Annotated in this window: 13 protein-coding genes; 10 read left to right on the forward strand and 3 right to left on the reverse strand. The window is 70.5% G+C overall.

What is annotated here, in order from left to right:
* Positions 1-37 precede the first annotated feature (37 nt).
* From IE168_RS08805 to IE168_RS08850, 10 genes are all read left to right on the forward strand, one after another.
* Positions 38-1,147, forward strand: coding sequence for an MlaE family ABC transporter permease (locus IE168_RS08805; protein WP_189497318.1), 1,110 nt, complete (start codon positions 38-40; stop codon positions 1,145-1,147).
* Positions 1,144-1,941: an ABC transporter ATP-binding protein gene (locus tag IE168_RS08810; RefSeq protein WP_386659782.1), complete on the forward strand. Its 798-nt coding sequence runs from the start codon at positions 1,144-1,146 to the stop codon at positions 1,939-1,941. Before IE168_RS08805 ends, IE168_RS08810 begins: the two co-directional genes overlap by 4 nt.
* Before the next feature lie 4 nt (positions 1,942-1,945).
* Positions 1,946-2,872, forward strand: coding sequence for an MlaD family protein (locus IE168_RS08815; protein WP_189497320.1), 927 nt, complete (start codon positions 1,946-1,948; stop codon positions 2,870-2,872).
* 77 nt (positions 2,873-2,949) lie between these two features.
* A complete protein-coding gene (locus tag IE168_RS08820) occupies positions 2,950-3,540 on the forward strand; it encodes an ABC-type transport auxiliary lipoprotein family protein (RefSeq protein WP_229823329.1) in 591 nt (196 codons plus the stop codon).
* Positions 3,541-3,714: 174 nt separating this feature from the next.
* Positions 3,715-5,376, forward strand: a complete 1,662-nt coding sequence (locus IE168_RS08825) for an electron transfer flavoprotein-ubiquinone oxidoreductase (protein WP_189497324.1) — start codon at positions 3,715-3,717, stop codon at positions 5,374-5,376.
* 41 nt (positions 5,377-5,417) lie between these two features.
* Positions 5,418-6,170: an electron transfer flavoprotein subunit beta/FixA family protein gene (locus IE168_RS08830; RefSeq protein WP_189497327.1), complete on the forward strand. Its 753-nt coding sequence runs from the start codon at positions 5,418-5,420 to the stop codon at positions 6,168-6,170.
* The gene (locus IE168_RS08835) at positions 6,170-7,108 is read left to right on the forward strand and encodes an electron transfer flavoprotein subunit alpha/FixB family protein (protein ID WP_189497328.1); all 939 of its coding nucleotides are present in this window, start codon (positions 6,170-6,172) and stop codon (positions 7,106-7,108) included. The genes IE168_RS08830 and IE168_RS08835 overlap by 1 nt, the downstream gene beginning before the upstream one ends.
* Positions 7,105-8,271, forward strand: a complete 1,167-nt coding sequence (locus IE168_RS08840) for a glycosyltransferase (protein ID WP_189497330.1) — start codon at positions 7,105-7,107, stop codon at positions 8,269-8,271. Before IE168_RS08835 ends, IE168_RS08840 begins: the two co-directional genes overlap by 4 nt.
* Before the next feature lie 36 nt (positions 8,272-8,307).
* A complete protein-coding gene (locus IE168_RS08845) occupies positions 8,308-9,105 on the forward strand; it encodes a class I SAM-dependent methyltransferase (protein WP_189497332.1) in 798 nt (265 codons plus the stop codon).
* A complete protein-coding gene (locus tag IE168_RS08850) occupies positions 9,102-10,073 on the forward strand; it encodes a lysylphosphatidylglycerol synthase domain-containing protein (RefSeq protein WP_189497334.1) in 972 nt (323 codons plus the stop codon). The genes IE168_RS08845 and IE168_RS08850 overlap by 4 nt, the downstream gene beginning before the upstream one ends.
* A 7-nt stretch (positions 10,074-10,080) precedes the next feature.
* On the opposite strand, the gene IE168_RS08855 is transcribed toward IE168_RS08850, so the two are convergent.
* From IE168_RS08855 to IE168_RS08865, 3 genes are all read right to left on the reverse strand, one after another.
* On the reverse strand, positions 10,081-12,420 hold the full coding sequence (locus IE168_RS08855) for an FG-GAP-like repeat-containing protein (RefSeq protein WP_189497336.1): 2,340 nt from the start codon (positions 12,418-12,420) through the stop codon (positions 10,081-10,083).
* Positions 12,421-12,579: 159 nt separating this feature from the next.
* A complete protein-coding gene (locus IE168_RS08860; RefSeq protein WP_189497338.1) occupies positions 12,580-13,212 on the reverse strand; it encodes a CoA transferase subunit B in 633 nt (210 codons plus the stop codon).
* On the reverse strand, positions 13,212-13,940 hold the full coding sequence (locus tag IE168_RS08865; RefSeq protein ID WP_189497340.1) for a CoA transferase subunit A: 729 nt from the start codon (positions 13,938-13,940) through the stop codon (positions 13,212-13,214). Before IE168_RS08865 ends, IE168_RS08860 begins: the two co-directional genes overlap by 1 nt.
* Positions 13,941-14,050 lie beyond the last annotated feature (110 nt).

A 14,050-nucleotide genomic window follows, 5' to 3' on the forward strand; every position in this document is an offset into this window, starting at 1 on the left:
CACGCGCGATCGACCCTGTGTTCGGTATCCTCGGCACATGCCCGCCGCCGCCTCCAGCACCCCGACGCTCGCACTCGACGACGGCACGCTGCGCCTGGCGGGCCACTGGACGCTGGACCAGGCCAGCGAGGTCGCTTCGGCGCTCGCGGCCGCGTCCGGCGGTGCAACCGCGATGGACGCGACCGGCATCGCGCGCCTGGACACCATGGGCGTGCTCCAGCTGCTGCGCTTCGCGCACCGCCACGGCCTGGCCGACGACGCGATCCGCTACCGCGACGAGCACATGCCGCTGGTGGCGGCGATCGAGGACGTGGCCGACGACCGCCCGAAGAAGCGCCGCGAATACGGCGTCGCCGCCGCGCTGGCGCGCCTGGGCGAGACCATGCACCACAACGGCCGCGAGATCGTGGCCCTGGTGAGCTTCCTCGGCGAGAACCTGGTCAAGCTCGGCCGCATCGCGCGCGCGCCGGGGCGGCTGCGCGTCACCTCCACCGTGCACCACATGGAGCAGGTCGGCCTGGACGCGATGCCGCTGGTCGCGCTGCTGTCCTTCATGGTCGGCGCGGTGATCGCCTTCCTCGGCTCGACCATCCTGGCCGACTTCGGCGCCACGATCTTCGTCGTCGAACTGGTGGGCATCGCCTTCCTGCGCGAGTTCGGCGTGCTGCTGACCGCGATCCTGCTCGCCGGCCGCACGGCCAGCGCGTTCACCGCGCAGATCGGGATCATGGTCACCCGCGAAGAGGTGGACGCGGTGCGCACGCTGGGCCTCGACCCGATCGAGCTGCTGGTACTGCCGCGGCTGCTGGCGCTGCTGGTGATGCTGCCGCTGCTGACCTTCATCGCGATGATCGCGGGATTGCTGGGCGGCATGGCGGTGGCGGCGTTCGAGCTGGACGTCCCGCCGCAGGCCTTCGTCACGCGGCTGCACGACACCATGGAGCTGCGCCATTTCTTCGTCGGCATGTCCAAGGCGCCGGTGTTCGCGCTGGTGATCGGGCTGATCGGCTGCCTGGAAGGCCTGCAGGTGCAGGGCACCGCGCAGTCTTTGGGCGAACGCACCACCTCCAGCGTGGTGCAGACGATCTCGCTGGTGATCCTGCTCGACGCCTTCGCCGCGATCTGGTTCATGCAGGTGGGCTGGTGAGCGCGGACGCGACGCCGGCTGTCCGCGTGCGCGGCCTGGCCAACCGCTTCGGCGCCCAGGTGGTGCACGAGGGGCTCGACCTCGACGTGCGCCAGGGCGAGATCCTCGGCGTCGTCGGCGGCTCGGGTAGCGGCAAGTCGGTGCTGATGCGCTCGATCCTCGGCCTGCGCACGCCCGACGGGGGCACGATCGAGGTGCTGGGCGTGGACGGCCTCGCGCGCGACGACGCCAGCCGCCTGCACATCGAGCGCAACACCGGCGTGCTGTTCCAGGACGGCGCGCTGTTCTCGTCGCTGACCGTGGGCGAGAACGTCGAGGTGCCGCTGAAGGAGCACCACCCCGGCCTGCCCGACGGCCTGCGCCGCGAGCTCGCCCTGCTCAAGGTCAAGCTCGCCGGCCTGCCGGCGGATGCGATCGACAAGCTGCCCTCGCAGCTGTCGGGCGGCATGCGCAAGCGCGCGGGCCTGGCGCGCGCGCTGGCGCTGGACCCGCCGCTGCTGTTCCTGGACGAACCCACCGCCGGGCTCGACCCGATCGGCGCGGCGGCATTCGACACCCTCATCCTCACCCTGCGCCAGGCACTGGGACTCACGGTGTTCATCATCACCCACGACCTGGACACCCTGTACGCTATCTGCGACCGGATCGCGGTGATCGCCGACCGCAGGATCGTGGCCACCGGCCCCCTCGAAGAGATCGAACGCCTCGACCACCCCTGGGTGCAGGAGTACTTCAACGGCCCGCGCGGCCGCGCGGCACGAGAGGCGGGCGAACGCGCCGCCGTGGAGCCCTGATCGCATGGAAACCAAGGCCAACTACGTCCTCATCGGCGCCTTCACCCTGGCGGTGGCGGTGGCCATGCTGCTGTTCGGGCTGTGGATGGCGAAATACTCCAGCGACCGCAGCTGGCAGGCCTACCACGTCGTCTTCAACGAACCGGTCACCGGCCTCACCGAAGGCGGCACGGTGCAGTACAACGGCATCGCCGTCGGCACCGTGGACTCGCTGTCGCTGGCGCCGCAGGACCCGCGCCGCGTGGTGGCGCGCATCCGCGTCAGCGCCGACGTGCCGGTGAAGGTCGACACCCGCGCCAAGCTGTCGATGACCGGGCTGACCGGCAGCACCTTCATCCAGCTCACCGGCGGCAGCCCGGAGGCACCGCGGCTGACGGTGCGCGGCGACGAGGACATCCCGGTGATCCTGACCGAGGCCTCGGCGCTGCAGAACATCGCCGACACCGCCAACCGACTGGTGGCGCGGCTGGACGAAGTGCTGAGCGACGAGAACGTCGCGCGCATCGCGGCCACGCTGGAGAACATCGAAGGCATGACCGGCGCCGTGGCCGGCCAGCGCGAGGACCTGGCGGCGCTGATCGTCAACGCGCGCATGGCCAGCGAGAAGCTGGTAGAGGCGGCCGACACCTCCAACCGGGCGATGGAAGGCATCGACCGCGAGCTGGTGCAGAAGCTGCCCGGGATGGTGTCGCGCCTGGAATCCACGCTGGCACGGATCGACTCGGCGGCGGGCAACGCCGACGCGATCCTCGGCGAGAACCGCAACGCCATCAACAGCTTCGCCAACGACGGCCTGGCCCAGCTCGGCCCGACGCTGGCCGAACTGCGCTCGCTGGTGCGCGACCTGCGCAGGATCAGCGACCGCTTCGATGCCAATCCCGCGCGCTACCTGCTCGGCCGCGAGGCGCCGAAGGAGTTCGAACCCGAATGAAGCCGACCATCCGCCCGCCGGCCGCTCGCGTGCCGTCAATCCGCATCCTCCACCTCGCAGGCCTCCTGCTTCCGCTGATGCTCGGCGCCTGCTCGATCCTCGGCGCCGGCGACCGCGAACCCGGCACGATCTATTCGCCGGCACCGCGCCTGCAGGCCGACCCGGCGTGGCCACAGGTCGACTGGCAACTCGCGGTGAACCCGCCGTCGGCTCCGCGCACCGTCGACACGTTCCGCATCGCGGTACGGCCCGTACCGGGCGAGCTGCAGGTTTACGCCGGCGCGAGCTGGGCGCGCGCGCCAACCGACATGGTGGAGGACGCGATCCTGCGCACGCTCGAAGACTCGGGCAAGGTGCCTGGCGTGGCCCGGCGCGGCAGCGGCGTCGCGCCCGACTACCGCCTGCTGCTGGACCTGCGTCGCTTCGAGGCCGACTACGCCGGCGGCGACCGTCCGCTCGCCACCATCGAACTGCACGCCAAGCTGCTGCACGCGCGCGAACAGGGCATTGCCGCCTCGCGCACCTTCACCATCGCCGAGCCCGCGGCCGCCACCGACGTCGGCAGCGTGGCCGAGGCCTACACCCGCGCGCTGGAGACGCTCGGCCGCGACGTCGCCGGTTGGACGCTGCAGGCCGGCGAGGCCCACGCCGCCCGCCAGGCACCCTGACATCCAGCAGCCGCAGGAGCAGCTGTGTAGGAACAGCTACAGCTGCGACCCGCCCCCACGATGATGCAGTCGCAGCTGTAGCTGCTCCTACATGCAGGGACGCTTGGCCGGGGCGGTTTGCCGCACGCGGCCACACCCGCGACAATCCGTACTTTGCCGAATGGGCCCGCCCGCATGAATCCGCAAGCCGACCCCAACGCCACCATCGAGATCCCCGAGCCCGAGCGCGACGTGATGGAGTACGACGTCGTCACCGTCGGCGCCGGCCCGGCGGGCCTCGCCTTCGCGATCCGGCTGAAGCAGATGAACCCTGACATCTCGGTCTGCGTGATCGAGAAGTCGAGCACCATCGGCGCCCACATCCTGTCCGGCGCGGTGATCGAACCCGGGCCGCTCGACGCCCTGCTGCCCGGCTGGCGCGACAACCCGCCCCCGGTCTGCGTGCCCACCACCGAAGACGAGCTCTGGTACCTGACGAAGGACGGCGGCCGGAAATTCCCGGTCGTCCCGCCGGGCATGCGCAACCACGGCAACTTCATCGTCAGCCTGGGCGCGATGTGCGCCTGGCTGGCGCCGCAGGCGGAGGCGCTGGGCGTCGAGATCTACCCCGGCTTCGCCGCCGCGCAGACCCTGCATGCCGACGACGGCACCGTCATCGGCGTGCGCATCGGCGACATGGGCGTGGCCCGCGACGGCTCGGAGAAGCCCGGCTACACCGCCGGCATCGACATCCACGCGAAAGTGACCGTGCTGGCCGAAGGCGCGCGCGGGCATCTCACCAAGCGCCTGGTGAAGCGCTTCGACCTCGACGCCGGCAGCGACCCGCAGGCGTATTCGATCGGCATCAAGGAGCTGTGGCAGCTGCCCGCCGGCCGCGCCACGCCCGGAAAGATCGTGCACTCGCTGGGCTGGCCGGCCGACCCGTCCACCTACGGCGGCAGCTTCCTCTACCACTTGGAGAACGACCAGGTGGCACTGGGCTACGTCAGCGGCCTGGACTACAAGGATCCGGAATTCCGGCCCTGGGAAGCCTTCCAGCAGTGGAAGAACCATCCCACGGTGAAGCCGCTGCTCGAGGGCGGCAGCATCCTGTCGGCCGGCGCGCGCGCCATCGTCACCGGCGGCTGGCAGTCGCTGCCGAAGGTGGAGATGCCCGGCGCGCTGCTGATCGGCGACACCGCGGGCCTGCTCAACGTGCCCAAGATCAAGGGCACCCACCAGGCGATCCGCAGCGGCATGCTCGCCGCCGAGCACCTGGCCGGAAGTGCGCTCGCGCCGGAAGGCTTCGACGCGAAGCTGCGCGACTCCGACGCCATGCGCGAGCTGCGCGCGGTGCGCAACGTCAAGCCCGGCTTCAAGAAGGGGTTGTGGTTCGGCCTGGCCAACGCCGCGCTGGAAACCGCGCTGGGCGGCCGCACGCCGTGGACGATGAAGGTCACGCCGGACTGGTCCTCGCTGGAAAAGCTGGGCGAATACGACTCGCCCGATCGCGGCTGGGGCCCGCGCGAACTCGCCCCGCGCGACCGCCTGGCCGGCGTGTACTTCGCCGCCACCGAGCACGACGAGGACCAGCCCGTGCACCTGCTGGTGCACGACACCGAGGTCTGCGTGACCCGCTGCGCCGAGGAGTACGGCAACCCCTGCACGCGCTTCTGCCCGGCCGGCGTCTACGAGATCGTGGACGACCCCGACGGCCCCGCCGGCACCGGCAAGCGGCTGCAGATCAACTCGGCCAACTGCGTGCACTGCAAGACCTGCGACATCAAGGATCCGTACGAGATCATCACCTGGGTGACGCCGGAGGGCGGCGCCGGGCCGAACTACCAGAACATGTAAAATCACGGGTTTCCGATCTCCCCCAAGGACGCACCGCAACGATGAAGATCCTCGTCGGCTACAAGCGAGTGGTGGACTACAACGTCCGCATCCAGGTCAAGCCGGACGGCTCCGGCGTGGTCACCGAGGGCGTGAAGCTCTCGGCCAACCCCTTCGACGAAATCGCGCTGGAAGAGGCCCTGCGCCTGCGCGACAAGGGCATCGCCACCGAGGTCGTGGTCGCCACGATCGCGCCGGCCGACGCCCAGGCGCACCTGCGCAATGGCCTGGCGATGGGCGCCAACCGCGCCATCCATGTCGTCACCGACGCCGGCCAGGAGGTCCAGCCGCTGGCCGCCGCGCGCGCGCTGCTGAAGCTGGTCGAGAAGGAATCGCCGGACCTGGTGATCCTCGGCAAGCAGGCCATCGACGACGACGCCAACCAGACCGGCCAGATGCTGGCCACGATCTGGGGTCGCCCGCAGGCAACCTTCGCCTCGAAGCTGGACGTCGCCGACGGCAAGGCCACGGTGACCCGCGAGGTCGATGCCGGCCTCGAGACCCTCGAGGTCGACCTGCCCGCCGTGGTCACCACCGACCTGCGCCTTAACGAGCCGCGCTTCATCAAGCTGCCCGACATCATGAAGGCCAAGTCCAAGCCGATGGAGTCCATCGCCTGGGCCGACCTGGGCGTCGAGGCCGGGGCCGGGCTCAAGACCACGCACCACGCCGCGCCGGCCAAGCGCAGCAAGGGCGTGATGGTGAAGGACGCGGCCGAGCTCGTGGCCGCACTCAAGGACAAGGGGCTGCTCTGATGGCCAAGGTACTGATCGTCGCCGAACACCTGGACGGCAAGCTCAACGGCTCCACCGCCAAGTGCGTCACCGCCGCGCAGGCGCTGTCGCCCGAGGCCATCGACGTGGTGGTGTTGGCCGCCGACCCGGCCGCCGTGGCCGCCGAAGCCGCGCAGATCGCCGGCGTCGCGCGCGTGCTCACCGTCGCCAACGACGCCAACGCCAACGCCATCGCCCAGGTGCTGGCGCCGCAGGTCGCGAAGCTGGCCGCGGGCTACAGCCACGTCTTCGGCCCCAGCTCGACCTTCGGCAAGGACCTGATGCCCTGCGTGGCCGCGCTGCTCGGCGTGCCGCAGGTGTCGGACCTGATGAGCGTGGAAGGCGAGTACACCTTCAAGCGCCCGATCTACGCCGGCAACGCCATCGTCACCGTCGAGGCGCCGGCCGGCCAGACCGTGGTCGCCACCGTGCGCACCGCGTCGTGGAAGGAAGCCGGGACCGGCGGCAGCGCCAGCATCGAGGCCGCCAGCGTCGACGCCGCCCTGCCCACGCACACCCGCTTCGTCGGCCTGGCCGCCGGCAGCTCCGACCGCCCCGACCTGCAGGGCGCGAAGCGCGTCGTGTCCGGCGGCCGCGGCGTGGGCTCGGCCGAGAACTTCGAGGTGATCTACAAGTTCGCCGACAGGCTGGGCGCCGCCGTGGGCGCCTCGCGCGCCGCCGTCGACGCCGGCTACTGCCCGAACGAGATGCAGGTGGGCCAGACAGGCAAGATCATCGCGCCGGAGCTGTATGTCGCCATCGGCATCAGCGGTGCCATCCAGCACCTCACCGGCATCAAGGACGCCGGCACCATCGTCGCCATCAACAAGGACGCCGACGCGCCGATCTTCGGGATCGCCGACATCGGCCTGGTGGGCGACCTGTTCCAGGTGCTGCCGGAGCTGGAAGCGGCGCTTTGAGCGAAGCCCCGCACGCCGTGCCCGGCATCGGCCGGGTCGTGCTGTGGGGCACCTGCGATACCGGCAAGCCACGCGTGCGCATCCTCCTCGAGGGGCTGCGCGCGCAGGGTGTCGAGGTCATGGAAATCCGCGCCGACCCCTGGCGCGGGATCGAGGACAAGAGCCAGGTCCGGGGCATCGGACGCTGGCTCGGCCTCCTCGCCAGGGTCGCCATCGCCTATCCCAGGCTGGCATGGGCCTACCTGCGTGCCCCCGCGCACGACTGGGTCCTGCTCGGCTATCCGGCGATCCCGGACATCTTCGTCATCCGCCTGCTGGCGTGGCTGCGCGGCTCGCGCATCGCCATGGACTGGTTCCTGTCCGCCTACGACACGATCGTGCTGGATCGGTGCCTGGTCCCGAGACGCCATCCGCTGGCCTGGCTCGTGTACGCGGCGGAATGGCTGGCGGTGCGCCTTGCCGATGCGCCCTTCATGGACACCGCCGCGCATGCGCGGCGCATGGAATCGGTGTTCGGGCTCGCCCACGGGCGCTGCGGCGACGTGCCGGTCGGCGTCGAGAGCGCCGCGTTCGATCCACGCGCCGCCCGCCCCGGTCCCGGACGCCAGGCCGATGCGCCCACGCGCGTGCTGTTCTACGGCCAGTTCATCCCCCTGCATGGCAGCGGGACGATCATCGGGGCGGCCCGCCTGCTGCGCGACGCCAAGGTGGACTGGCACATCGTCGGCCGCGGCCAGGAGGCGCCGCGCATCCGCGCGATGGTCGACGAGCAACCCCTGCCACGCCTGCGCTGGGACGACTGGGTGCCCTATGCCGGGCTGGTCGATGCGATCTCGGCGGCCGACATCTGCCTGGGCATCTTCGGCACCTCTGACAAGGCCGCCAGCGTGGTTCCCAACAAGGTCTACCAGGTGCTGGCCGCCGGCAAACCCCTGGTGACGCGCGACTCGCCGGCCATGCGCGACCTGCTGGGCGACGGGCTCGACGACGTCGCGCTCGTGCCGGCCGGCGACGCCGCGGCGCTCGCACGCGCGATCCTGGCATGGAGCGCCGGCCCGCCCCGACCCGACCCGCGCCGCGCCGCGATCATCGCGTCAATCCGGCCCGCCGCCGTCGGCGCACGCCTCATCGACCTCCTCGGTTCGCGCCGGGCAAGCAAGTAGACTGGCGCGCTGGCGGCCCATCACTGGATGCGATCGATGAAGACGTATGGAATCCTCGGCCCCGCGGCACCCGAAGCAGGCTGGGTGCCGGCGCCCCGCTACCTGCTGCGCCGGGCAAGGATCCTGCGCCGGCTCGAAGGGCTCGCGCCCACGGAAGCACTCGAGATCGGCTGCGGCGCCGGCGTCCTCTTGCACGAACTGACCGCCCGGGGCTTCCGCTGCACCGCGCTCGAGAGTTCCCCCGACGCACGCCGCCTGGCGGGGCAGCTGGCCGCCGACGCGGGCATCGACATCCGCTTCACCGAGGCCCCCGGGGCCGACTGGACCGGGCGCTTCCCGCTGCTGATGGCCTTCGAGGTGCTCGAGCACATCGAGCACGACCGCGAGGCGCTGCTGGCATGGCGGTCCTGGATGCCGGCCGGCGGCACCCTGCTGCTGTCGGTGCCGGCGCACATGTCGAAGTGGAACCCGTCCGACGTCTGGGCCGGCCACTTCCGACGCTATGAACGCGCGCAGCTTGCGGCCCTGCTGCGCGAGTCCGGCTTCGAGCCGGAAGCCATCGAGTGCTACGGCTTCCCGCTGGCCACGGTCTCCGAGAAGCTCACCGCGGGACGCTACGCGCGCGCCAGCAAGCCCGGCGACGACGCCACCGTCGAGGGCAAGCAGGCCAATTCGCACCGCAGCGGCATCGATCGCGGCCACGTGATGAAGTGGTTCCCGCTGATCAACAATCCGCTGGGCAAGGCCGCGATCGGCATGGCGGAGCTTGCGCAGCGCCCGTTCCTGTCCACTGAACTCGGCAACGGCTACCTGGTGAAGGCAACGGCGCGATGAAGCAGGCGCTCCGCCTGCTGGGGATCGCGATCGCGATCGCCGCCGGCGTCTACTTCGTCCGCCACGCGATCGGTGCCTTCGGAGCGCTGCAGGCATCCAGCCTCTCCCCGGGGCGCCTCCTCGGCGCGCTCGTCGTGATGCTGCCGGCCTACCTCGTGGCGGTCCCGCTGGCATCGGTCATGTGGGGCGCGCTGCTCAGGGCCATGGGCGTGTTACTCCCGCCGGCGCGGGCGTATGCGATCGTCGCGGTCACCCAGTTCGCCAAATATCTTCCCGGCAACGTGGCCCACCACGTGGGGCGCGTCGTGGTCGCCCGGCCCTTTGGCGGTGACGTGGCGCGGCTGTCGTTGTCGCTCGTCTATGAAAACCTGCTCACTGCGCTCGCGGCTGCGCACCTGACCGCGCTGCTGGTGGTGCTGCGGCCCGTGCCCGCGCTCGAACCCTACCTGCCGACGGCGTGGCGTCCGTGGCTGCTGCTCGCGATCACCCTGGGCGCCGCGGCCGGCTTCCTGATGCTCGGACTGCTCGTGGCCAAGGTGCAACAGTGGCGCGGCGCTCCGGAGGGACCTAAGGCGGCGGTGCGTCCACCCGGGCCGGCGACGCTGCTTGGCGCCTATGCGGTCGCGGTGACGAGCTTTCTGGTGGTGGGCCTCGGGTTCACGGCGATGGCACCGGTGGTTTCACCGGGCGTCGGGTTTCCGTATCTCAGCCTCTGCGGTGCCTTCGCAGCCGCCTGGGTGATCGGACTGCTGGTGCCCGGCGCCCCGGCAGGGCTGGGCATCCGCGAAGGCGTGCTGCTGGTGCTGCTTGGGGAGACGATGGCCACGGGAGACGCTGTCATGGTCATCGCGATCCTGCGCGTGGCCACCACCCTTGGCGACCTGATCCACTTCCTGGCGGGGAGCGCGATGATGCGGCGTGGACGCGGGCCCGGGAGCGGGCGCGACGGCCCGCTCCCGCTGCGCTAGCCATGTTTCACGGCGCGACCTGCCAGGTCATGTCGGAGACGGTGGCCACCGAGATCGTGTCGCTGGAGTTCGCGCTGCGCCAGATCGTGTTGCGGCCGGTGCTCATTTGCCTCCAGACCAGGTCGGCGCGGCCGTCGCCGTCGTAGTCGCCACTGGCCACCACGGTCCAGGGGCCGCCAACGCCGGGGACGCCGATCTGGGTGGCGGAATTGCCCGACCGCCACAACGCGTTCCGGCCGGAACTGGGCTGGCGCCAGAACAGGTCGGCGCGGCCGTCGCCGTCGAAGTCGTCGACAGCCTGGATCTCCCAGCCGAGGCTGACCGTCGACAGCGCATTGCTGGTCGCGGAGTTGCCGGACAGCCAGACCGAGTTCTGTCCTGTCGAAGCGTTCCGCCAGACGATGTCGTCGCGGCCGTCTCCATTCACGTCGCCGACGCCGGCGACCCGCCAGGTCAGGCTGAGCGGGACGATAGGCTGCTGCGTAGCGGCATTGGCGGACAGCCAGATCGCGTTGCGCCCGTTGCCTGCGTGGCGCCACAGGAGGTCGGCACGTCCGTCACCATTGAAATCACCCGCGCCGGCGACCGCCCACGCGGCCGTGCCAACGCCGGCCATTGCGATGGTGTCGCTGGCGTTGCCGCTCCGCCAGATCACGTTGCGACCGCTCGAGGGGTGGCGCCAGGCGATGTCGTCACGGCCGTCGCCGTCGAAATCGCCGATGGCCACCGGCTGCCATGCAACCACCACGCCCGCGATCGCCTGCTGCGTGGTGTTGTTGCCCGACAGCCAGATGGCGTTGCGGCCATTGCTCGACTTGCGCCAGAACAGGTCGGAGCGCCCATCGCCGTTGAAATCGCTGCGCGGGTCCTGCCCGGCCGTCGACCTGAACCCCGCGATCAACGGCGCAGTCTCGCGCAGGCTCCGCGCGTTGTCCGCCTGGTTGGCCACGCCGCAGGCGCGGCCGCCGCAATAGGTCGACTGCGGGTTGGAGAAGATCCGATAGGCGGTCTGGCCGTCGTCGCCGTAGGCCATCACGGTGTGGAAGTTGCCAGTGGTCGGGGTCGTCTTGTAGCCGAAGGAGTATGGATAGCGCCCGTAGTCGACGCCGTCGGTGTCGGTCGCCGACTCCCTGTCGTGCTGCGACCCCATGTTGTGGCCGAGTTCGTGGACCAGGGTTTCGTCGACGCAGAAGTGCCCGTTGCTCGGCGCCTGCATGCCATTGGAATCACTGATCACCGAATAGCCGAACCGCTCGTGCGACTGGGTGATCTGCGTCTGGTTGCCGCCGATCAGCCAGGCGATGCCGCAGCCGTTGTGCTCGGGGTCGCGAAGGCTGCGCACCAGCGACACCAGGTCCGCGCCGTGGGTTTCGCGCGCATTGCGCAGGGGACGCAGCGATGCCGGGATCGTCACCGCCGTCTGGCCGTTGCTGCCGGTGAGCTGTTCGAGCGCGGTCCTGTTGCTGCCGGTCTCTGGATAGTTGACCTGCAGGGTGCCGGCCAGGCGCAGGGTGACCGCGACGCTGCTGTTGGCGAAGGTCTGGTTGCCGACGGTCACGATGTGGTTGAGGCGCGTCAGTGCCTGCGAGGTGCCGCCGAGCATGCTGACGAAGCCCGGCGTATAGCCGAGCAGCACGTCCACGGTGGTGCCGGCCGCCACCTGCACGGGCAGATCGCCAGTACCCACCTGCGGCGCCGAATCCAGCGCCGCGGACACCAGTGAAGCCGCGGCCACGCCGTCGTCGACGTCCAGTTCGGGCGCAACGAGGAAGTCGGGGCCCACGGCACCGGCGCGGATCCGCTGCTGCAGCGACGAGGCCATGCCGCGGTCGGTGGTCGCCACCCAGGTCTGGCCGGCGTTGGTGGTCAGGCGCAGGGAGCCGCCCTGTCCATCCGGCACCACGCCGAAGACGGCGTGCTCGCCGAAGGTGAGGATGGCGTCGACGCCGTTGGCGTCGCGACCGATCCAGCTCCAGTCGCCGCTGCCATGCTCGACGTGGCGCTCGTACTGCAGCGCCACGCGGCCTCCGTCGGGAGCGGTCAGGTAAAGGGTGCCGCTGGCGATCGCGTCCAGCGCGTGCGCCTCGCTGACGCGGGTGGGATAGAACGTGTGCGCGCCGTTGCGACGTGGCGTCCGCACGCTGTCATAGGACACCAGGTCGCCGCGGTCGGGAAAGGCGGCGATGGCATCCGCGCCGCGCACGGCCGCCTGTGATCCGTGGTCGGGACTGCCCGCGTGGATGGCGACGGGGAGCCTTGGCGCGCCCGCGGCGGCGGCGGCGAGCGCCGGGTCGACCGCATCGGTGCCGGTCTGGGACGGTACGGGTGCGCATGCCGCGAGGATCACGGCAAACGCGGTGGCTAACAGGAAAGGGGGGGAGTGGCGAGAGGCCATGGCGCATGCTCCGCGGACGGGGACCCCAGAGACTACGCCTCCCCGCGCGCCTGTGCCGGGGGGCCCGCGTGAACGCAGGCGCAGCTGCCCGCGGCGCCCGGCGCCCCCCGTTCAGGCGGCCGTGAAGGGCACGCCCGTGCGTTCCTGCAGCGCCGCTTCGTCCACGCCTTCGGCGGCCTCCACCAGCAGCAGCCCATCCGGCGTGACGTCGAACACGGCCAGCTCGGTGATGATCCTGCTGACCACGCCCACGCCGGTCAGCGGTAGGGTGCACTCGGGCAGGATCTTCGGATCGCCGTGCTTCGTGCAGTGCTCCATCAGCACCACCACGCGCTTCACGCCGGCCACGAGGTCCATCGCGCCGCCCATGCCCTTGACCATCTTGCCGGGCACCATCCAGTTGGCCAGGTCGCCCTTGTCGGTCACTTCCATCGCCCCGAGGATCGCCAGGTCGATGTGGCCGCCGCGGATCATCGCGAAGCTGTCATGGCTGCCGAAGTAGCTGGCACCCTGGCGCGCCGTCACCGTCTGCTTGCCGGCGTTGATCAGGTCGGCGTCGAGTTCGTCCTCGGTCGGGAAGGGGCCGATGCCGAGCAGGCCGTTCTCGCTCTGCAGCCAGACGTCCACGCCCTCGGGGATGTGGTTGGCCACCAGCGTTGGCAGGCCTATGCCAAGGTTGACGTACATGCCGTCGGAGAGTTCGCGCGCGGCGCGCTGCGCCATCTGGTCGCGGGTCCAGGCCATCACTTGCCTCCTTCGCGCACGGTGCGCTGTTCGATGCGCTTCTCGGGCGAAGCGTTGACCACGATGCGGTCGACGTAGATGCCGGGCAGATGGACCTGGTCGGGATCGATGTCCCCGATCTCCACCAGCTCCTCGACTTCGGCCACGCAGACCTTGCCGGCCATCGCGCAGGCGGGGTTGAAGTTGCGCGCGGTCTTGCGGAACACCAGGTTGCCGGCACGGTCGGCCTTCCAGGCCTTGACCAGCGACACGTCGGCGACGAGCGCGGTCTCCATGACGTAGTGCTTGCCGTCGAATTCGCGGGTTTCCTTGCCCTCGGCGACCACGGTGCCGTAGCCGGTGGCGGTGAAGAACGCCGGGATGCCGGCACCACCGGCGCGCAGGCGCTCGGCCAGGGTGCCCTGCGGGTTGAACTCGAGTTCGAGCTCGCCGGCGAGGAACTGGCGCTCGAACTCCTTGTTCTCGCCCACGTAGGACGAAATCATCTTGCGGATCTGGCGGGTGGCCAGCAGCTGGCCGAGGCCGAAGCCGTCGACGCCGGCGTTGTTGGAGATGACCGTGAGCCCCTTGGTGCCGGAATCGCGCAGCGCGGCGATGAGCGCTTCGGGGATGCCGCAGAGGCCGAAGCCGCCGACGGCGAGGGTCTGGTTGTCGGCCACGAGGTCGGCCAGCGCGGAGGCGGCGTCGGGCCGGACCTTGCCGGAATTCCGGGTTGCTCCTGGAGACATGCGCGAGAATCCTCTGGGGGTGCGTGTCTCCATATTCTAGTCAGGTCACATCCGGCACGCCTTGGACCTTCGGGCAGTCCGCGCCCGCTCCGCCGCGAAAGCCTATGCAA

It is taken from the genome of Luteimonas padinae, assembly GCF_014652935.1.
Lineage (GTDB): Bacteria > Pseudomonadota > Gammaproteobacteria > Xanthomonadales > Xanthomonadaceae > Luteimonas > Luteimonas padinae.